This window comes from Vibrio sp. 10N.222.52.B7 (genome assembly GCF_041474275.1).
GTDB lineage: Bacteria > Pseudomonadota > Gammaproteobacteria > Enterobacterales > Vibrionaceae > Vibrio > Vibrio crassostreae_C.
In genome coordinates this window covers 27,445-48,623 of the sequence record NZ_JBFRTU010000051.1, presented here as the reverse complement: position 1 = coordinate 48,623, position 21,179 = coordinate 27,445, and the positions used below count along the sequence as shown (strand labels likewise).

19 protein-coding genes are annotated in these 21,179 nt (G+C 43.8%); 7 read left to right on the top strand and 12 right to left on the bottom strand.

Annotation, left to right across the window (positions count from 1 at the left end; all coding sequences use genetic code 11):
* Nucleotides 1-133: 133 nt before the first annotated feature.
* The gene (locus AB4512_RS14260) at nt 134-1,810 is read left to right on the top strand and encodes a pseudouridine synthase (RefSeq protein WP_372175078.1); all 1,677 of its coding nucleotides are present in this window, start codon (nt 134-136) and stop codon (nt 1,808-1,810) included.
* A 166-nt stretch (nt 1,811-1,976) separates the two neighbouring features.
* Here AB4512_RS14260 and AB4512_RS14255 read toward each other — a convergent pair whose 3' ends face one another.
* From AB4512_RS14255 to AB4512_RS14245, 3 genes are all read right to left on the bottom strand, one after another.
* The gene (locus tag AB4512_RS14255) at nt 1,977-2,270 is read right to left on the bottom strand and encodes a YkgJ family cysteine cluster protein (protein WP_080582263.1); all 294 of its coding nucleotides are present in this window, start codon (nt 2,268-2,270) and stop codon (nt 1,977-1,979) included.
* Between the two features lie 175 nt (nt 2,271-2,445).
* On the bottom strand, nt 2,446-3,630 hold the full coding sequence (locus tag AB4512_RS14250) for a D-alanyl-D-alanine carboxypeptidase family protein (protein WP_017064476.1): 1,185 nt from the start codon (nt 3,628-3,630) through the stop codon (nt 2,446-2,448).
* Nucleotides 3,631-3,808: 178 nt separating this feature from the next.
* On the bottom strand, nt 3,809-4,396 hold the full coding sequence (locus AB4512_RS14245) for a DUF4136 domain-containing protein (protein ID WP_372175077.1): 588 nt from the start codon (nt 4,394-4,396) through the stop codon (nt 3,809-3,811).
* 268 nt (nt 4,397-4,664) lie between these two features.
* Between AB4512_RS14245 and AB4512_RS14240 the strand changes: the two genes are divergently transcribed.
* Nucleotides 4,665-4,919, top strand: coding sequence for a YgjV family protein (locus AB4512_RS14240; protein ID WP_017068159.1), 255 nt, complete (start codon nt 4,665-4,667; stop codon nt 4,917-4,919).
* Nucleotides 4,920-5,054: 135 nt separating this feature from the next.
* On the opposite strand, the gene AB4512_RS14235 is transcribed toward AB4512_RS14240, so the two are convergent.
* Together AB4512_RS14235 and AB4512_RS14230 are read right to left on the bottom strand one after the other, a co-directional pair.
* Nucleotides 5,055-6,518: a diguanylate cyclase domain-containing protein gene (locus AB4512_RS14235; protein ID WP_372175076.1), complete on the bottom strand. Its 1,464-nt coding sequence runs from the start codon at nt 6,516-6,518 to the stop codon at nt 5,055-5,057.
* A gap of 294 nt (nt 6,519-6,812) precedes the next feature.
* Nucleotides 6,813-9,980 (bottom strand): chitinase C-terminal domain-containing protein, encoded by a 3,168-nt coding sequence (locus AB4512_RS14230; protein WP_372175075.1) that lies wholly within the window; start codon nt 9,978-9,980, stop codon nt 6,813-6,815.
* A 476-nt stretch (nt 9,981-10,456) separates the two neighbouring features.
* Between AB4512_RS14230 and AB4512_RS14225 the strand changes: the two genes are divergently transcribed.
* Nucleotides 10,457-12,043 (top strand): BCCT family transporter, encoded by a 1,587-nt coding sequence (locus tag AB4512_RS14225; protein WP_017072212.1) that lies wholly within the window; start codon nt 10,457-10,459, stop codon nt 12,041-12,043.
* A gap of 128 nt (nt 12,044-12,171) precedes the next feature.
* Here AB4512_RS14225 and AB4512_RS14220 read toward each other — a convergent pair whose 3' ends face one another.
* On the bottom strand, nt 12,172-12,534 hold the full coding sequence (locus tag AB4512_RS14220) for a RidA family protein (RefSeq protein ID WP_017062654.1): 363 nt from the start codon (nt 12,532-12,534) through the stop codon (nt 12,172-12,174).
* A 281-nt stretch (nt 12,535-12,815) separates the two neighbouring features.
* Here AB4512_RS14220 and AB4512_RS14215 point away from each other — a divergent pair, with 281 nt between their 5' ends.
* Entirely contained in the window at nt 12,816-13,262 is a 447-nt protein-coding gene (locus AB4512_RS14215) for a DUF417 family protein (RefSeq protein ID WP_017064470.1), read from the top strand.
* Nucleotides 13,263-13,377: 115 nt separating this feature from the next.
* On the opposite strand, the gene AB4512_RS14210 is transcribed toward AB4512_RS14215, so the two are convergent.
* The 6 genes from AB4512_RS14210 to AB4512_RS14185 all read right to left on the bottom strand — a co-directional run bounded on the left by AB4512_RS14210 (nt 13,378) and on the right by AB4512_RS14185 (nt 18,064).
* Entirely contained in the window at nt 13,378-13,896 is a 519-nt protein-coding gene (locus AB4512_RS14210; protein ID WP_372152142.1) for a GNAT family N-acetyltransferase, read from the bottom strand.
* Between the two features lie 69 nt (nt 13,897-13,965).
* Entirely contained in the window at nt 13,966-14,430 is a 465-nt protein-coding gene (locus tag AB4512_RS14205; RefSeq protein WP_372152141.1) for an acyltransferase, read from the bottom strand.
* 118 nt (nt 14,431-14,548) lie between these two features.
* A complete protein-coding gene (locus AB4512_RS14200) occupies nt 14,549-14,698 on the bottom strand; it encodes a hypothetical protein (RefSeq protein WP_017062658.1) in 150 nt (49 codons plus the stop codon).
* 94 nt (nt 14,699-14,792) lie between these two features.
* Nucleotides 14,793-15,149: a hypothetical protein gene (locus tag AB4512_RS14195; RefSeq protein ID WP_372133709.1), complete on the bottom strand. Its 357-nt coding sequence runs from the start codon at nt 15,147-15,149 to the stop codon at nt 14,793-14,795.
* Nucleotides 15,150-15,362: 213 nt separating this feature from the next.
* Nucleotides 15,363-16,610: a RidA family protein gene (locus AB4512_RS14190; protein ID WP_017064467.1), complete on the bottom strand. Its 1,248-nt coding sequence runs from the start codon at nt 16,608-16,610 to the stop codon at nt 15,363-15,365.
* Between the two features lie 569 nt (nt 16,611-17,179).
* The gene (locus AB4512_RS14185; protein WP_017067592.1) at nt 17,180-18,064 is read right to left on the bottom strand and encodes an AraC family transcriptional regulator; all 885 of its coding nucleotides are present in this window, start codon (nt 18,062-18,064) and stop codon (nt 17,180-17,182) included.
* A gap of 193 nt (nt 18,065-18,257) precedes the next feature.
* Between AB4512_RS14185 and AB4512_RS14180 the strand changes: the two genes are divergently transcribed.
* The 3 genes from AB4512_RS14180 to AB4512_RS14170 all read left to right on the top strand — a co-directional run bounded on the left by AB4512_RS14180 (nt 18,258) and on the right by AB4512_RS14170 (nt 21,175).
* Complete coding sequence (locus AB4512_RS14180) at nt 18,258-19,406, top strand: iron-containing alcohol dehydrogenase (RefSeq protein ID WP_048615371.1); 1,149 nt, start codon at nt 18,258-18,260, stop codon at nt 19,404-19,406.
* 225 nt (nt 19,407-19,631) lie between these two features.
* Entirely contained in the window at nt 19,632-20,378 is a 747-nt protein-coding gene (locus AB4512_RS14175; protein ID WP_102333483.1) for an amino acid ABC transporter ATP-binding protein, read from the top strand.
* Nucleotides 20,378-21,175: an amino acid ABC transporter permease gene (locus AB4512_RS14170; protein WP_372152140.1), complete on the top strand. Its 798-nt coding sequence runs from the start codon at nt 20,378-20,380 to the stop codon at nt 21,173-21,175. Before AB4512_RS14175 ends, AB4512_RS14170 begins: the two co-directional genes overlap by 1 nt.
* Nucleotides 21,176-21,179 lie beyond the last annotated feature (4 nt).

Genomic DNA, 21,179 nt, shown 5'->3' with positions numbered 1-21,179 from the left:
ACGTGCTTGCTAGAGTAAACACAAGAAACTAAATGAAGCCAAAGCCGATTTATCTTCTGCTTTGGCTTCTCATTTGTCTTCATTTCGACAACAATACCGAACTCTAACTGAACAGCCATAGAGTTTGATCTTAATGCCAACAAACCTCGCTCAATACACACCTCTGCACCTAGCAAACACGAATGTCGATTTAGCGCTACCGACTCGTTTTACGTTTCCGTATTACTATACCCCGCACCCTGTGTGTGAATTCGCTATGCTGCAGCTTCAGCAATCACTTGTCGACTGTGGTGTGAATGAAACCTCGCAAGGTAATCTCTACGCTGTGCTTCTTGTTCAGAATCCAACCACACAAGGGTTAGGTTACCTTTCTGCGTTTTCAGGCTTGCAGTTAGATCCGGCTTTGGTCTCTCAGTTAAACAACATTCACTTTGTTCCACCAGCCTTCGATTCAAAACAGTTTCAATCTCAAAACAGTGCGAACCTTGCTCGACAATTGCAGCTCTCGGACGACATTGAAAAGCTGCAACAGTCGCACAATCTAGACACATTATTGGCCGAGCTTGAAGGGTTAAAAATCGAATCAGCAAAAGCTATCGAAGCCTTTCTGTTAGCAATGGCCGCAAACAAAGCTCAGCGTAACGAACTCAGAGAACAAGCCAATCAAGAAAAAGCATTAGGGAATCTAGAGTCAGCGGCGAATTTGCTCAAACAACTGGGCAATCAAAGTAGCCAAGAGAAACGTGACCTAAAAGCACTTCGTATTGAGTGGAAACAGAAGATCGCAGAGCGCCAATCACAAATTGATTTGATTGAAAGCGAACTGAAAAACCGTAAGCAAGATCACCAAGCAGTTTCACAACAGTTGGAAACTCAACGCCTCTCTCACTATCGCTTTATCAATCAAGCCAAGCAATCTAAGAATTTACTCGAGTTGCTCGATGGTAAAGACGCGCTTGAAGGCTCTGGTGACTGCTGCCTACCTAAGTTGCTTAACTTTGCGTTTGAACACGGGTTCAAGCCGTTAGCATTATCTGAGTTTTGGTGGGGATTACCGCCTACAGACATCATTCGACAACACGCAAACCTCTACCCTGTTTGTCAGAGTAAAAGCTTTGAGATCCTCGAACACCAGTTAAGTGGCATAGAGCTAGAAGATAACCCGCTTATCGTGAACCCTGCGGTTGGTAAGTCTTTTAATATTGTTTATGAAGACGATGAAATCGTAGTCGTCAATAAGCCTGAAGAGTTCTTGTCGGTTCCCGGTAAGTTCATCGAAGATTCAGTTTATACCCGCATAAAAGCGCGTTACCCGGATGCGACTGGTCCTTTGATTATCCATAGGTTGGATATGTCGACGTCAGGTTTGTTGATCTTGGCGCTCACGGCGGAATCAAACAAGCATATTCAGAAGCAGTTCATTAATAGAACCGTAGAGAAACGCTACACCGCTTTGTTAGATGGCGAGATAACGGGCGAATCTGGCAATATCAGCCTTCCTTTGCGCGGCGACATCACGGACAGACCAAGACAACTGGTTTGTCACCAACACGGCCGAAATGCAGAGACCCATTGGCAAGTGGTTAGCACTCACAATGGCAAAACCAAGGTTCACTTGTACCCTAAAACAGGGCGAACCCACCAGCTGCGAGTGCACTGTGCTCATCCATTAGGGCTTGCTGTACCTATTCGTGGTGACGACTTATACGGATACAAACGCGAGCGCTTACACCTGCACGCTGGCTACTTAAAGTTGATTCACCCGACAACCGGTGAATGGATGGAGTTTGAAGTGCCTTCCGAGTTCTAAACTCTAACTTATCGAGCTAAGACTCTTATCTCACTCAATATTTGATCTCATAAAACGCATCAAGGTTCTACAACTGCTTAAGGTATAGAACCCTGATATTTAATTTTAATGTGATTATCACAGTTCATTAGCGTACTTTAGTTACTGAGTTCAATACTGCAGACGCCTAGCCCATCACATCTTTGCGCTGGTCAACACATTCGAAAGAGCCCATTTCGAACTCGCGACAGATCCATGGTCGGTTTTCGTAGATAGTACACATCAGTGTTTCTCTATCTACCGCAGAACACCAGCCGTCGTCTAAGCGCTTCATGGTTTCACCGCCCCATTCATCATAAGCGATGTGCTCTTCAGGTACGCCCGTATCTGTGATGATCATAACCTCTAAACGACAACAGCATGCCTGACAATTTGCACAGGTTACTTCGGGTTCGGTTACGTTCTTTATATCTATCGTCATAAGTGACTACACTGCTAAATTTTGCGTATAGTAATCGAAACCGCCCGCTACGGCTAATAAAGATAGTGCGGCGCGGCGTTTTCATTGATGTAGAAATAACAAAGGGCGCTGTGATTCACTCACAACACCCATAATATTTCGACTTTTCAGCGCGGCTTATCGCCACAGGCTCTATTTAGAACAGGCTCGCGAAGAACAGCTTAACGTAGTCTATTAAACGTTTGAACAAACCGCCCTGTTCAACCGCTTCAAGCGCGATCAAAGGCTGAGTTTGAACATCTTCGCCATCAACGGTGTAATGAACCACACCTAGAGTTTGACCTTCTGCAATTGGCGCTTTCAGTTCAGAGTTAAGCTCGATAGATGCAGTCAGCTTTTTACTGTCTGACTTAGGCAACGTAATGAACGTGTCTTCTGCCACACCTAATTTCAATGTGTCTTGCTCACCAAACCATACCTTCTCTTCAGCCACTTGATCGCCGCCTTTATGCGGGTTTAGTGTATCGAAGAAACGGAAACCGTAGCTCAACAGCTGTTTGCTGTCTGATTCACGGCTCTTAACGCTTGATGCGCCCATCACAACCGCGATAAGTCTCATCTCACCTTGTGTCGCTGAACTCGCCAAACTGTAGCCAGCACCAGAGGTGTAGCCCGTTTTCATGCCATCAACGGTTAAGCTTCTATCACGCAACAAGCCATTACGGTTATGTTGAGTGATGCCGTTGTAACTGAAAGAGCGTTCGCTGTATAAGCCATACACATCCGGTAAATCACGAATAATGGCACGACCGAGTAACGCGATATCGTAAGGAGTCGAATAGAGGTCGTCTGCATCCAAACCATGTGCATTGGCAAAATGGGTGTTTTCTAGCTTCAGAGAGGTAGCCCAAGAGTTCATCAGGTCAACGAATGCATCTTGTGAGCCTGCAACATGCTCTGCAATCGCAACGCTAGCATCATTACCGGATTGAATAATCAAGCCACGATAAAGATCCATCATTGCTACATCGGTGTTTACTTCGATGAACATTTTTGAAGAGTCTGGGAAGTTCTTCGCCCACGCGTTCTCACTGATTCGTACCTGATCATCGGCAGAGATGTTGCCTCGCTTCATCTCTTGACCTGCCACATAACTGGTCATCAGTTTGGTCAAGCTTGCTGGGTTTAACTTCGTATGTGCGTTTTTTTCTACCAGCACATCACCAGAATTAAAATCAATTAACACATACCCTTTTGCGCCTAGGCTAGGTGGGCTTGGTACTATAGAAGGTGCTGCGATAGCTGCATTACTTACCATCGCGGCGTTACTTACAATGAATATACTTAATAGAGGGAGAGAGTATTTGGAAAACAGTTTCATTGAATCAAACCTAAGTTAACGTTTTGAGCAGTATAGACAAATGCTAGCAAAAGAAGCGCGAACTTTACGTTGCTTTACGTATTTGTACCATTCGTTACAAATAAAAAAGTATAATCTGCGATCTGACCATATTTTCCACAACTAATATTTACTCCACGAATGCATTCAACGCCTAATACTATCGCTCAGGCATGCGTCTAAATAACATTTCAACAAAGCCAGTAATACGCTGTTTGCTCTCGCTTGGCTCTAAATCAGGTTGGATGCCAGACTGTGCTAATGCTTGCCATTGTACGACCTCTGAGTTAGGTACGAAAAACGCAATGTACAACGACCCTTTCTCCGCGACTTTACCTTCACCATCGTAAAATGGCACACCAGTAGATAGCTTAATCGCATCGAAGATAGACTCATCGTTCAGTTCCGATTCTTCCGCTAATCCAAAGCCTACAACAACATCACCGACACCATCCTGCTTTAACTGATAACCTTTACTTGAGAGCTGTTCTTGAATCGAATCACGCACTAAATCGGTTACCACGGTTTCATCGTATTTTTGAGAAAGGTAAACCTTTTCTGACTCAGGGTGCCAGGAGTACGTCATCACGCCGTGTTTCATGAAACCAAAGTCACCGCTAGTGACCACACCATAATTGTGTGTGGGTGGTATTTCTTGCGTAGAGCATGCGGTCAGCCCAATAGCCATCAAAGCCAATAGTGCTGCTTTTTTTATCCTTTTTGTTGCACAAATGGATCGTTTTATCATTCGAGGCTTCCTTACCTATATAAGAATAACTATCAATTCAACATCCAACATAAATAGTAATTATGTTAATAGAAAGGTCATTAAACGTTTGCGTAATCGCTAACCTTCACCTCTGTCTGTTTTGGGGGTTTAATCACAAAAACAGAGTTGGTATAGTTCTCCCCGTTAAACAAAACCAGACCATTCGAGGCACGGAGCTTCCTCAATCATCTCATGAAGAGAAGAATTGGTACCGACAAAGTATCGGCAAATTTAAGAGGGTCAAACAATGGAATTCAATATGGTTGAAATTTTAGGTTACGCTGCGTCTATTATGGTCGCAATTTCATTAACAATGAAAGATATCGTTCGTCTGCGTGTCCTTAACTTTATTGGCTGTGCACTCTTCACAGCATACGGCATCATGATTGACGCATGGCCAGTTGCAGCCACCAACGGCTTTATCGCTTGTGTAAACATCTACTTCCTTGCAAAAATGCAAAAGGAAAAAAAAACGGAAGCGATGAAAGCAGCGAAAGCTTAAATTAACGATTAGCCTTTCAAATAATTCTGAAAAAGCCCAAATAGAGCGATCTATTTGGGCTTTTTTGTGTTTGTCGTTCTCAAGAGCTCGATTTGTGTGAACAAAACTTTTCAATTCAATGAGGCTTTCAACCGATCACATGTAAGCAACGTGATATTCGTTCTCTCGATACGCTTGAGTGTTGTTACGTCCACTCTCTTTTGCTTGATAAAGCGCTTTGTCGGCTTTATCGATAGCGGTTTCAATGTCAGTCAGTGCTTGAGCATGGCAACAACCAGCGCTGATTGTTACTGGCGACACTAAGCCTTGAAGTTGCTCAACACATAACCGTAACGCCTCTGATAATTCGAATAACTCATGTTCATCACAATCAAACGTCACCAAAATAAACTCTTCACCGCCATAGCGTGCAATCAAACGACGACGGTTAACAAATCTCTTCAGTGATTTTGCGACCTCACAGATAAACCTATCGCCTTGAGCATGACCATATTGATCGTTCACCCGCTTGAAATGGTCAATATCCAGCAAAATGACACCGACATTTGTTAGCGGATAAGGCGACCTTTGAGTAATTTTCAGTTTTAGCTGTTCGATAAAACTCCGTCGACTAGGAAGCCCAGTAAGGTAATCGAGGCTTGCCACATCCAAGATTCTAAGATGACGATGCCGCAGGTAAAGCACCAACACGACAATAATGCTCAACAAACTTACAACCAAAGCCATCAAGCTAATAAACAATAGGCTATGATTTCGATTAAGCTCTTGCTCTAAGATACCTGCAGAAATGACCCAATTAAGATAAGGGTAAAACTTATAGAAGATTTTTTTGTTGGTCGTGCCACTATCACTGGAAATCGAGTAACTGAATTGACCTTCTGGTTTGGTGGCGATTCGATCAATAAGCAGTTCAGACGAGTAGCCTATTAAGGATTTCAATGATTTGTGCTCATAATCTGGATGAAGCACTAAGTTACCCTGCAGATCGACAATGTACACATATCCGCTATCACCAAACGCATACTTTCTAAGTTTATCTTTTAAACCTTCAAGATCGACCAAATACATCAATTCTTCTTTATAGGTCGTCGCAACCAAAGTATTACCACTCGGTAGCCTCATCGAATAAGCGACTTTGGCTCTGCGGCTTATCTCATGAGGGTTAGCGTGAAAGTACTCGATCATGCCAGAGTCAATAGTGAGCTGTTTTTGGATATGAGTAAGATGCCCACGCTTCTGACCTTGCAAGAATGGATGGTAGAGATGGACGCCTTGGGGTGACATCAAATAGATATAACCCGATTGTCCAATATGCAATTCACGGGCAATTTGGCTTACCTGTTCAACTTCTTGTTCTGCCGTGGTATGCCATACATGAGACGCAACGGTATCCGTAATTCCTTTAAGATATGTCTTTATCGCCTCATTAACTGTGGTGTCGACAATATCGTAACTCGCGTTCACAATCGTACGAAAAAACAGTTGGTTAGATTCCAACAATGACCTTTCAGTTCGATTAAATTGAAAGGCAGAAAGAATCATCGACACGACGGCGAGCGCAATTGAAAAATTAAGAATGTATTTACGTCTGACTTTCAAGATTACCCCGTAGATTTATAATTTCAGGTAACGCTGTGACTTCTCTTATATACAGACTGTTTTATATCATGTTTTTATTTTTTACTGAACGAGTGTCGATATTTTTAAGGGTTTCTATACGTAATCTGTGACTTATAACAAAAACGCCGAACTGGATTCAGTTCGGCTTTTTGATTTTACGTCTAGATTGATTACTTAATTGATACTAATTCCTGATAGATAGACTTAAAAGCATTTGTGTTTATTACCTATTACTACACTCTATTGTCTATAAATAGTTTGCTTAGCATTAAATTAAGAACAAACTTGAGTCCAGCTACCATCGCTACCCGGTTCAGAACTTGTCCACCAGTTTGCTTGGTAAACACTACCGTTGTGAACCACTTGGTCTCCTGTGTTTGCATGGCTTGGGTTACCTGCCCAATCTTTCTGAGGTAAGTCTGGGTAAACCGCTAAACCTGCCGTATCACATGTACCTGGATTGGTGCCACCATCGCCAGGGTTACCGCCACCTGAACTGATATCACCTAATGGTAGATCTGGCTGCTCGAAGCTAAACGCGTAATCAACGCCACCGACATTCACCGCGTAGTTAGCAGGGCCAGAAATTGGCAAGTAATACACCATGTCTAACTCATACACACCGCCAGCAGGAAGCTCTTCCCATGTCGGCAACGTAAACGCCACTCGGTGCATGGTTCCATCTAGTCCACCGATGTTATCCGCGCGAGTATGACCTGAAGCAATCACGGTCAAACCACCACCCGATTGATCTTTCGCGTTATCAGGTGCAGATACTGGGATATCGAATTGGAACTCAGTTCCACCCGGAAGAGCTTGCCCTGTGTTGTTCGTGAACGTGATCTTAGGGTTGATTGGGTAGTTCTGGTCACCGACTTTGAAGCCACCAACCGATACCGCGATATCTAGCGCTTCTGTTGGAATAGCACCCGTCGCTACTTTGTTTCCATATGGTGTTGCAGACTTAAACTTATCGTAGATAGCTTTCGTCATGGTGTTACCCATGTGGAACTCACCGTTACCGCTGTTACACGCTTGCTCAGTCGTATCGATAGAGCTTCGGTTGCCATTCGCATCGAGAACATAACAGTTATAATCCCCTGCTAGTTCCCAGAACATAATGCCGCCGATCTCTTTGTCGATAACGTAGTCCGCTTTCACGTCGATAGACTGTTTATCTTCTGTTGAAAGGAATACGCCCTTCTCTGCGTTCCACAACCAAGGGGCAACCGCCACACTGTCGTAGTTTCTCGTGTAAGTGCCCGTTAGAACATCTGAAGGATCATTCACAGGATCAAGCTTGTAAGCTTCAGCGTAAGAGCCCCAAATACCCTTCTCTAGGTTCTTCGCGTGCCACATAGGGTTAGAACCCGCGCCCATTTCGTTACCTTTTGGATCGGTATCGTGCCACATGTTGTCGATACCAATAGCGCCATGGCCACAGTTGTTTTTCTCGCCTTCACCCGTACCCGCTGAACATTCAGATTGGTTTGGCAGTGCTGCTCGGCCCCAAAGACCATTCTCACCACCCGTTACGCCTTGCCAACCACGAGTGTAGTAAGGCACACCGATGTTAATACGGCCTGCTGGCATAGAACCACGGAAGTAATGGTAAGCCCAATCCGTGTTCAGATAACCAATACCACCGTAAGCCGCCGTGTCGTATACGTTCCACTGCGCTAGCTCTGAATCTTTACCCGTATCAAACAAGGCTGCGTTATGACCTACGTGATCGTTCCACGCACCGTGAAGGTCGTAAGACATGATGTTTACGTAATCGAGGTACTTGGTTACATCGAATGTTTCCATACCGCGTAATAGGTAACCAGAAGAAGGCGCTGCGATCGTTAACATGTAGTGATTGCCATCTTGCGCAGACGCCGCATCGAGCTTCTCACGTAGCACTTTCATCAACACTTGGTACGACGCCCACAGATATTGACGACGCGGCTCCATGAAGTCTTTGTCGTATGGGTTACCTGCGCCAGCCATAGAAGTTGGGTATTCGTAATCGATATCTAGACCATCGAACTGGTACTTACGCAGCATTTCGACCGCTGAAGTCGCGAATGTTTCGATACCTTGATGGTTGATAGAACCATCAGCATTGGTCGTCATGGTGTAGAAACCACCATCAGCCACGCGGCTGCCATCAGTCGCGAAGTGACCACCTGTTTCAGCCCAACCACCGATTGAGATTAACGTTTTCACGCCGTGTTTTTTCTTCGCTGTCGCTAATGCACCGAAGTGACCTTTGAAGCCTAATGCCGGATCAACTTCCACACCCGGCCACTCTTTACCAACCGCTGCGTTATTTGGATCGTTTACATCACCGACGTTTACTTTGCCATCTGAACCGATGCTCACGAAAGCGTAGTTAATGTGTGTGAGTTGTTCCCAAGGAATATCATTTACTAGGTAAGCAGCTTGTGGGTCATCCCCTGCACGCCAACTTGTGAAGTAACCAATGACACGACGGGGATGGTCTGCGCCCATTTTCTCACGGCCTTCATCATCGTAAATTGTACAGTAAGGAACATCGACACCTTGAGTTTGATATAAGCCATCAGGGCGACATGTGCTCACTGTTGGAGCGCCGTTCACGGTCAAAGATGCCAACGCAGAATCTGCAGTCGCACCTTGGTCGTCTGTTGCTTTCGCGTAAACCGCTAAAGAACCCGCTTGAGTTGTTGTGTAATCTAACGTGTAAGGGCTCGTTGCAGCAGTGCCCACAACAGCACCCGCTACGTAGAAATCAACCTTATCAACCGTGCCATCGCTATCTGCTGCCGTTGCTGTCAGTGTGACTACACCACCAACATCAACAGATGTCACTGAAAGTGCAACTGAAACTGTCGGTGCTTCATTCCCTGGTTGTGCTGAATCAACAGAAACAGAAACCGCACTTGCAACACTTGCTGCGCCTTCATTATCCGTTGCAACAACAGAAACCTGATGATTACCCGACGTTGCAGCCCAAGTCGCTTCGAAAGGTGCCGCTGTGACTACCGCAACAGATGCGCCATCAACAAAGAACTCAACCGAAGCCACACTGCCATCAGAATCTAGTGCTGTTGCACTCAATACAACATTATCGCCTTCAGTAATCACGTCAGAAGCAGAGGGTGCCGTTAATGAAGCCGTTGGTACTTCATTTGGCGTACCGCCACCTCCGCCACCACTACACACATCAATCTTTTTCCATTGTGCATAGTCACCCTCAAATTGGCTCGGGTTGTTATTTTGATTCCAGTAATTCGCTGAGTACGCGCTGCCGTCATGTGAAACCTGATCACCACCGGTGTACACCGTGGCGGAATCCCACGCTTCTAACGTTGAACAATCCACAGCCGCGTAGCTGTTGAACGCCATTAAGCATGACGCGGTGAGAGTACTGAGTGTAAAAACTTTCTTGGCCACTCTTCCTTGGTTTAGGTGCATGTTAGCTGTCCCTTAAGTTATTGTTTCAAGATGCTTAATTTAAGTGTCATATTTCTCATCACTTAAATCTCTTCGCAAAACAACTGTAGGTAACAGTGCCAATTTAACACCTAAAATATTCGATATTTATAAAATGACTCGCATTAATTTGTTTATAGCATGCAATGAGTCGACACTTATTTTGCACGAACAACTAATATTAAATTTATTTCGGTACGCTAAAAAATATCGCCTAATTCGTATCCTTAATTACAAAACTCTATTCATATCTGCTTTATTTGTTCGTTCTGAAATTTCGTTTTAAAACTAACCAAAAGGGATTGATTTCGCCGTAGAACTGATTTCTTTTCTAAATTTGCCCACTTTTTCTTAACAATTGTGGTAGTATCGCGGATTTTTTTGACGAACCTCACATTTCCAATGCAAGTGTGGGAGAAATACATAGGCTCGAAAGAGCCAAATATAGCGAAGAAATAATGTCCAACTTGACGCAAGTCGCCAACGAAAACATCAACGCAGAATCTACTTCTATCGATTTCAATAAAGCTCAATCTTTGGGTGAAAAACTGGAACTCGGAAACCCAGTCTTTTGGCTTAGTGGCAGTTTTTTAACCCTCTTTGTCATCCTAGCCTTCACCAACACCTCCGTGTTGTCCGAACTTGTAAACATCGGCTTTAGTTATTCAACTAAGTGGTTCGGTGCTTTCTGGCAAGTCCTACTACTTCTCAACTTCATTATCGGTTTAGTGCTTGCACTAGGTCGCACCGGCCACGTTCGCTTAGGAACGCTTGCCCTACCTGAAATGACCACCTTTAAATGGATGTCTATCGTCCTATGTACGCTGCTAGCCGGCGGTGGTGTGTTCTGGGCAGCCGCAGAGCCTATCGCTCACTTTGTTTCAGCTCCGCCACTGTATGGCAACGCAGATCCTCAAGCGATGGCGTTCAATGCTCTATCACAATCTTTCATGCACTGGGGTTTCCTTGCATGGGCAATCTTAGGTGGTTTGTCTTCCATCGTGTTAATGCACTTGCATTACGACAAAGGCCTTCCTCTTAAGCCTCGCACTCTGCTTTACCCAGTACTTGGCGACAAAGCGATTAACAGTTGGGTTGGTAACGTTGTCGACGCATGCAGCATCGTGGCTGTAGCCGCAGGTACTATCGGCCCTATCGGCTTCCTTGGCCTACAAATCAGCTACGCACTGAGCGAACTGTTTGGCATTTCAGACAGCTTTGCAACTCAAAGTGTTGTTATTATCTTTGCTATCGCAATGTACACGCTTTCTGCTTTGAGCGGCGTGAACAAAGGTATCCAACTGGTAAGCCGTTACAACATCATCTTGTCTGTGTGTCTAATCGGCTACATCCTTCTTGTTGGCCCAACGAGCTTCATCGTTGATGGCTACCTGCAAGGTATGGGCGAAATGGTTGATAACTTCATCCCAATGGCGCTATACCGCCAAGATACAGCATGGCTAGGTGGCTGGACTGTGTTCTTCTGGGGTTGGTTCTTAGGTTATGGCCCAATGATGGCGATCTTCATTGCTCGTATCTCACGTGGCCGTACTATTCGCCAAATGATCGTTTCTATTAGCATCGTTGCACCGCTTGTAACGTGTTTCTGGTTCAGCATCGTTGGTGGTAGTGGTCTAGCGTTTGAATTAGAGAACCCAGGTGTGATTTCTAGTGCGTTCGAAGGCTTCAACCTTCCGGCGGTTCTTCTAGCAATTACCGCGCAACTGCCGTTCCCAACTCTGATTGCAATTCTGTTCCTGATCCTGACGACCACGTTCATCGTGACAACAGGTGACTCAATGACTTACACCATCAGTGTGGTAATGACGGGTACGACAGAGCCAAACGCAGCGGTACGTACTTTCTGGGGTATCATCATGGGTGCGGTAGCGATCGCACTTATCTCAATGGGTTCAGGCGGCATCTCCGCTCTACAGTCGTTCATTGTAATCACAGCGGTTCCGGTATCGTTTATCTTGCTCCCGTGTCTATGGCACGCGCCGAAGATCGCGAAGCAGATGGCAAGAGATCAAGGTATCGCTTAATACCTGACCCGATTTAGTTTCGGGTAGCGTAGAACACTAAAAAGCCACTCAAGTGATTCACCTGAGTGGCTTTGTTTTATCTGTTCGTTACTTCTATCTACGAAGCTTATTTCAACCGATAGTTCGGCTTATTGAAACTTTTCACCCGCAGCAACCATAAACGACATCTCAACCAGTAGCTCAGGATTAGCAAGTTCTGCTTTCACGCATGCACGGCTTGGCGCGCAGCCTTCAGGGAACCACGCTTCCCAAACTTCATTGAGTGCATCAAAGTTAGCGAAATCCGTGAGATAAATAGTCACTGACAATACGCGAGATTTGTCGCTGTCTACCAAACTCATCATTTCTTCGGCTTGTTCGAAGATTTGCTGAACCTGACTCTTAATTCCTGCTGTTGTATCCGTCTCTGCCACTTCCACAAAGCTTGCAATACCGTTAAAAACAGTTACATCAGACCAACGTTTGGTCGGGTTAATTCTATGAATTTTCACTGGTTATACTCTTCTTATAATTAGGGTGAACATCAGCGTAATCTAATCCAAATCGCGAATATTGAAAACAAAAATTGGAAAACTCGCGGTACCTTTTGAACAGCACTATCGCTTCCCCATTGCTTTGGTTCTCAACATCACTAGCCTTTAAGCCCCTATCGAGACAATAAGTCGCCACGTGTCAAATCTCTAGATAAATATATTAATTATTATTCTCAATGCGAAATTTAATCTGAACTCTTGCGGTCATATTCAAGGATTTTATTAAATGGAGTACTTTTATGCATGTTCAAACCTATGATTTAAAACAGAGTAATGTGGGATATAACCTTGGAGTGGTTGGAGTAGCATTAGTGCTCGCTTGGATTGGAATTTATAAGTTTACGCCAACTGAAGCGATGCTCATTGAACCGCTAATCGCGAATCATCCTGCAATGAACTGGCTTTACAATCTGTTCTCAGTACAAGCTGTGTCTAACATGGTGGGTGGCGCGGAGATCATCGTCGCGATTGGATTGATCGTTGGATTTAAGAAGCCGACAGTAGCTTTCTACTCAGGCATTGCTGCATCGGCTATCTTTGTTGTGACACTTAGCTTCCTGGTTACAACGCCAAACGCTTGGAAAGTATCGGATGGCATCTTAGTCACTAACTTCTTCCTAGTGAAAGATATCCTGTTTTTGGCTATCGCGATTAGCGTAATCGAACATAACAAACCTCAGAAGTAACCGTAAATCTAGAAGTGGCCAAACCTAGAAGTAACCTTAAACCTTTAAATAAAAAGACTCGAAGCTGGCTAGAAGGACGCTGCCAGCTTCTAATGTATAAGGCACTGATAGTCACCTAGTCAGCTAAAACCTTACGATAATAATTAGCATCTTGATGTTCTCCTTTAAACACCGCGTAGCTCTCAACATACTCGACCAATTCAAAACCGGTATTGGATAAGATTTTGTTGGAACCGATATTGCCCACTAACGCATAGGCATCAACATATTTAAGGTTGGTCTGTTCCTCCAAATAGAGTAGAAACTGCTTTACTGCGTTAGACGCAATGCCTTTTGAAGCAAAGGAACTACCTACTCGATACCCTAGCTCTCCACTATGGGCGATCTGGTCGATATCGCGGATGTTGATTCTTCCACAGACAGTGCCATTGGCATCTTTGATCAACATAGGAATCATCTCACCATTCTCGTATTCAGTTAGAAAGCTGGTGATTTGCTCAGTCACACCTGCATTTGAATAGAAGCTATCACCCCTAACTGGAATAAATTGCTCAAACCACTCTCGATTTTCGACCTCAAAATCCAAAAGCGCACTCGCGTCATTCGGTTGAAGTAAGTGTAAAAATACATCCATGACAAATACTCTAATGTTTCCCTAAAAAGCCGCACCTTATGATTCATGAACCACGGCTTATTAATACGGTTACGGTAAACCTCTCAATTTCTTGGCTGGGTTACCTGCATAGATACCTTTCTCAGTAATGTCTTTCGTTACCACACTGCCCGCGCCGATTACTGCACCTTCGCAAATGCTGACAGACAGAACCGTAGCGTTAGAACCGATCGTGACGTTGTCAGCTATCAAGGTACGCCCCCAACTTTCAGGATTAGGATCTGGCTTTCCCTCTTTGAATAAGTCGTTGGCAAACATGACTCCGTGACCAACAAAGCAGTCACTTCCAATGGTCACATACTCACAGATAAAGGTGTGAGATTGAATCTTGCTTCTCGCACCTATCACGGTGTTCTTTTGAATCTCAACAAAGGGGCCAACGAACACATCATCTTTAAGCTCACAGCCATAAACGTTATTTGGCTCGATGATAGTGACATTCTCGCCACAGGTAATATCAGTAATCTGTGACTTTAATACTCTTGGACTTGCCATACTTCACTTCCTCTCGACATTAGCGTCACAATTCAACCTAAGAGATTGTGCCTTAAGCATTAAAGTGCAGCAAATAGATATGTTGAGAGTTGGCAATGGATCAGAAATTCTGCATAAATTAAAACAGCCCCACCAGCACAACTGACAACAGCACCCCACCGATAAAACTTGGGGCGTGGAATGGCTGAGCTTTAGATCTAACGTACTCTTTTTGAAGGTCTTCTTGGTAAGTTTTAACGGCGAGTTCTTTTACGTAGTTATTTTGCATAATAAGCTCCTTCTTAATCAGTAAGAGAAGCTTAAGACTTGAAGTTAGGTTGAGGTAAAGCAAAAAATCAGATTAATTGAACACTTTATTTTTGTTACTCGAGGATTACCCTGAACACATCGTTATTCACGCCGCCAACATCTACTAACTCTCCCGGTTTCATTAGAAGCGAGGTGTTCAGCTGTCGTGTGGAACGTGGCTCTTTTGTTTCTCGAATCACTAACATATCGACAAAGTAGCCTGAGTCTTGCTTTGATATTGAGCCCGAAAACGTAACGCTTTCAACCCTATCGGCAAGGACTGAATTGAATGTTTTATCCTCTAAAACACCTGCGGCGATGGATGTATCACCATAAAATAGCGTGATGGTTGTTGGGTCGGGTACCAACTCTTGATTGGACGAACACCCTATTAGGGTAAGGCATAGCAGTAAAATGGCTCGAAATTGCATAAACTGGTTTTCTTTATTACGTTAAGCGTCTGTTTTTCATATTAAAACACTTCAACCTTATAAATACCATGTTTACGGGATAAGCTTAGGTGTGTCGCTTCGATGGACTTGAGTAATGAAGTGAACGGATCAGATCTCGGCCTGTTGAGTTTGCTCCCTATTTGGAAGCTAAACCGAGATCTGATCGATATTATCGAGAAGGGTTCAATTGATTTATGCAACAACGTCTTGTGGAGGTGTCCCTTCACAGTTAGAAACGACAGCATCAATTTGTACTAAAGCATTCATTGGGATTTCTGAAACCCCTACTACCGTTCTTGCAGGCAGCTCAGCATTAAAGAATGTGGTGTAGACTTCGTTTACCACATCAATATCTGAAATATCCTTAAGTTGAATATTAATTTTCACCGTATCGTCCATGCTATGGTCAACGCTTTCAATTATCGCCTTAATATTGTTTAAACATTGTTCCGCTTGTTCTTTTACCCCGCCAGCAACGATTTCATTTGTTTTCGGATCTAAAGGTAATTGGGCTGAAATATGATTGTAGTGAGAGAAAGCAACAGTATGCGAATAAGGCATGAATGGTGCAGAAACAGTATTATTGGTTTCAATAACCAGTAAGCGAGTGTCTTCTGGTAATTGCGGCGGTGTACCGTCGCCATGTGAAATGGATGTATCAATTTGAATTAAAGCACCCATTGGTAATTCAGCTGCGTTAACAACAGTACGAGCAGGAACGTAGCTTGGGAAGAATTTAGCACATACTTCATTTACCACTTCCGCATCTGCGATATTTTTTAGGTAGATAGTCGTTTTAACCACATCATTCATGACGTGTCCGATGCTTTCTAAAATAGCTTTAATGTTTGATAGACATTGCGCTGTTTGCGCTTTGATACCACCATCAACCAACTCACCTGTGGCTACATCTATAGGCAACTGAGCTGAAAGATTGTTGTAGTGAGAAAAGGCTGCAGTCTGCGTAGACACAGCACTTTGAGGTGCGTTATCCGTATTTCTTGAGACCTTAATTAGCGCGCAAGGAGCTTGTGGTTTAGTGCCTTCACCGTTAGAAATAAGCGCATCCATTTGAACCAGCGCATCGCTGCTTGGCAGTGCAGTGACACCCACGACAGTGCGTGTTGGAAGGCTGTTGTGGAAGAAGTTTTTGTAAACTTCATCAATAGCATCGATATCAGAAATATTCTTAACGAAAACATTAATCTTCACGACATCATCCATAACATGGTCGATGCTTTCAACAATCGCTTTAATATTATTCAAACATTGTGCTGCTTGATCTTTAATATCACCGATGACTATTTCACCCGTTTTAGGGTCAATCGGAAGTTGAGCAGAAAAGTTATTATAATGAGAAAAAGCGACCGTTTGTGTAGATACAGAATTAATTGGTGCGTTTTCAGTGTTTCTTGAAATTTTAATGATATCGCTACTCATCGGTATTATCCTTTAAATAAAATAGGTATACGTATTTATATTTAACAATCGTATTTGGAAGAATGATTAAAGTAGCGCCATGTTAAGTGAATTATTTTAGGGTAAACGTGATATCCATCAGACTCTCAGTTGACTATAAATCAGCAAGTTACAGAATAATTAGTCATCAAACGACTAATTATCCGTCGTACTAGGCTTTATCAACTGCTAAATTATCTTTAATTTTAAGTCTATTCAATAATCCTGAATACTCTCTCTGATAGTACGGTGAGTAATTCCAGAATTTTAGATAATATTTGATAGGTTGTTCACACTAAAACTTCGTTAATAGCTAAGTTAGTGAGTTTCTCCCCTATACCTGTGCATAAACTCTTAGGCTATTTAATTAATTATTTTCGAGAGCTTATTTTATATAAGTACGTTAATAATATATTCGAGAATCAAATACCTACAATCTGACAATGCCTATGATTAGATACATTTACTCATATAATTCAACAAATATGAGCAATCGTCACCATAGCTTTTGGCATTATAGCTCTCAACACATAGTTTCGTTGAAAGAAGAACTAAACCGCTCTTGGAGTAGTATTGAAGTGGCGCTTAAATTCGCGGCTAAATTGAGATGGGCTGGAGTAACCGACTCGACGTGCAGCATCACTAATACGAAGGCCTTCTAGTTGAATCAGCTCTTTGGCTTTATTAAGTCTAACCTTTTTCAAGTATTGAAGAGGTGATTCAAAGGTGACATTACGGAATGCATTGTGGAAGGCAGACACGCTCATGTTGGCTTCGTCAGCAAGCGATTGAACGGTGATGGTTTGGTCGTACTCTTCATGCACTTTAGACAGCGCTTTGGCAACACGTGCGTAATGGCCATCATGATGAGCTAAATCAAACAGCACACGCCCTTCTGAACCGGTTAATGCGCGGTAGACAATCTCCGTTACCATGGCATCGCCCAATATGTTGGCCTCAATGTCGCAATGCAGCGTTTTCACCAATCGGGTAAAGCTCTCTAGCATTTGCTCTTCCATTGGCGTCGATTCTAAGCCACTCGAGTTCTGTTTGTGCTTGTTGCAGTAGCTCTCTAAGAAGCCTTGATCTTCGAGCTTTTTGACTAAGCTATGCAAGCGTTGAGAATCAATGCTAATCGACAAGCCAAGCAATGGTTCACCATTAACAGGCAAGGCTTCGCACTCTAACGGCATTGGCACACCCACCACAAGATAATCACCTGCAGCGTAAGTCACTGGCCTTTCGCCAATGTAGATGTTCTTTTTACCCTGTCCGAGCATGATAATGCCAGACTGGTAAGTAAATGGCTGACGCTGATTCCCTCCACTGCTTCTATACAACCACACGCCGCTAATTTCAGTTTCTCTGATCCCTTCGAGATCATCCCAACCTTTGTGTTCTACATATGACTGTAACAACTGAGCGAGTGTTTTCATAAGTGGCGACTTTCCATTCCAAGTGCTAAGAGTAAGTAAGCTAAAGCAGAGGAAGAATATCAAGTTTGTAGAAATAGGCAATTTATTTGGAGGAACAGCTCTTCATTGACCTAGATTACTGTACTAATATGCAAATATAGAAATTGAGCAATAAACCAAAATAACAAATTTCGCTTTACACAAGGAATCTCTGATGCAATTTACTTACGTTAACCCTACTGTTATCCATTTCGGCCAAGGCCAAATCAACGCTATCAGCCAAGCGGTTGATACTTCGAAGAAAGTACTGGTCATCTATGGTGGCGGTTCAATCAAGAGCAACGGTGTTTACGACCAAGTTGTAGAATCTTTGAAAGATCACTCTTGGATCGAGTTCTCTGGCGTTGAAGCAAACCCTACCAAAGAGACGCTAGACAAAGCAGTCGCTCTTGTTAAAGAAGAAAACGTAGAATTCATTATCGCTGTTGGCGGTGGTTCAGTAATCGACGGCTCTAAGTACGTTGCTGCAGCGGCTAAATATGACGGCGACGGTTGGGACATCCTAACGGGCAAACACCAAGTAACTGAAGCGACGCCAATCGGTGCGGTACTGACACTTCCTGCGACAGGTTCTGAATCTAACATGGGTGCGGTAATCACGCGTAAAGCGACTCAAGAGAAGCTTGCTTTCCTTAACCCTGCAGTACAGCCTAAGTTTGCGGTTATGGACCCAGATGTAATGAAGTCTCTACCTGAGCGCCAATTGATCAACGGTTTAGTTGATGCGTGGGTACACGTGTGTGAGCAATACATCACGATGCCAACAGACGCGATGGTTCAAGACGGTTACGCGGAAACACTGCTTAAGAACCTACTTGTACTGGGTAAGCAATACGACGAGCGTGACAACGACGCATGGCGTGCAAACCTAATGTGGACAGCAAACCAAGCGCTTAACGGCCTAATTGGTACGGGTGTTCCTCAAGATTGGGCAACTCACATGATTGGCCACGAATTCACAGCACTATGGCACGTAGACCACGCACGTTCGCTTGCGATTGTTCAACCTTCACTACTTCGTAACCAAATCGAAGCAAAACGTGGCAAGCTAGAGCAAATGGGTCGTAACGTATTTGGCCTAGAAGCGGGTGCTGATTTAGCAGAACGCACAATCGCTGCAATCGAAGCGTTCTACCACAGCCTAGACGTAGCAACCATGTTTGACGGCTACGAAACAAACAAAGCAACGGCGATTGACAATGTTGTCGCTCAACTTGAATCACACGGCTACCTACAACTTGGTGAGAATCAAGCAATCACGCCAGAGAAAACACGTGAGATTCTAGAGTCTGCGATTCACTAAGAATCGGGAAAATAGAGAGAAAGTAAAGATAGTGGTCATACAACGATGAATTTTCACATCTGACTGAACCCATTACTTTTTTCTTTCGTACAACAGAAGCAGCGTTCATTTTGGGCGCTGCTTTTTAATTTGCCCTACAAGATGCTATTAAATTCTCATAAGTCCCTAATTTTATGTGCAATCATATTTCTATATTGTTAAGGTAAACCTGTCTCTTTACTAGGTATGAACAACGATTTGAACAATCTCAAGGAAATGGTTAAGTTTAAGTCACTTAACAAGTGGTATGGTGATTTTCATGCCCTAAAGGATATCGATTTAAATATTGAACAAGGAGAGATAGTGGTGATTTGCGGGCCGTCTGGTTCGGGTAAATCAACATTGATCCGTTGTATCAATCAGCTAGAACCTTTCGAAAGTGGCGAACTTTCCGTGCTAGAACAAGTACTCCCGAGTAAGTTCAACACACCGGGCCAAGTCGGAATGGTGTTTCAGCACTTTCATTTATTCCCCCATCTTACCGTGCTTGAGAACCTAACTCTGTCGCCAATTCGTACGCTTAAAAAAAGCAAACAAGAAGCCGAGAAGATAGCAATGCACTATCTAGAGCGTGTGCACATTGCAGAACAAGCCAACAAATACCCAGTGCAACTTTCTGGCGGCCAGCAACAACGCGTGGCTATCGCCCGTTCGCTGTGTATGAAGCCGGAATTACTCTTGTTTGACGAACCCACTTCAGCGCTTGATCCGGAGATGATCAACGAAGTGCTCGATGTGATGGTTGAACTGGCGAGCGAAGGCATCACTATGGTGTGTGTGACCCACGAAATGGGCTTTGCAAAACAAGTGGCCGACCGCGTTATCTTCATGGATGAAGGACAAATTGTGGAATCGAATACTCCACAATCGCTTTTTGAAACCCCTCAACATGAACGTACTCAAGCGTTCCTAAATCAGATCCTGACTTATTGATGTTGATTCGAATTATTAAACCCGCCCTATCTGCTTTGGTACAGATTGTTGTACTGGCGGCTGCTGTTGTTTGGATTCTCGACTCTGGTGCACAAACCATGGGATACAGCTGGCAATGGGAGCGTGTGCCGGACTATATTGCTTTCTATGAAGATGGTGAATGGTGGCCTGCAGAATTAGTTGAAGGGCTACTAGTTACCATCAATATCTCTTTGATTTCTTTGGTTGCAACGCTGGTGATTGGCTTAACCACAGCCCTATTGCGAAACTCCAATTCGGTGGTTGGACGCACCTTAGCCACCAGCTATGTTGAGTTGATTCGTAACACGCCGTTATTAGTACAAATTTATTTGCTCTATTTTGTATTTGGCCCCGTATTAGGGCTGGATCGTTTTAGCACTGCCGTTTTGGCCTTGGCACTTTTCCAAGGTGCTTACACCGCCGAAATCTTCCGTGCTGGTTTAAATGGTATTGCGAGAGGACAATTTGAAGCAGCTCAATCTTTGGGTTTATCAAAGACCTATACTTACTGGGATGTGATTCTTCCTCAGGTGGTGCAACGCACCTTGCCACCTTTGACTAATGAAGTGATCTCTCTTATCAAAAACTCTTCGATTGTGAGTGTCATGGCTATCTTTGACCTAACAACCGAAGCCAGAAACATAGTTTCTGAAACCGCGATGCCATTTGAGATTTGGTTCTCTGTGGCGATCATTTACCTTGCACTTACACTTTCACTTTCTGCCTTTGCAGCTTGGCTTGAGCATAAGCTCGGAGCTAACTGGCGAACACAATAAGGAT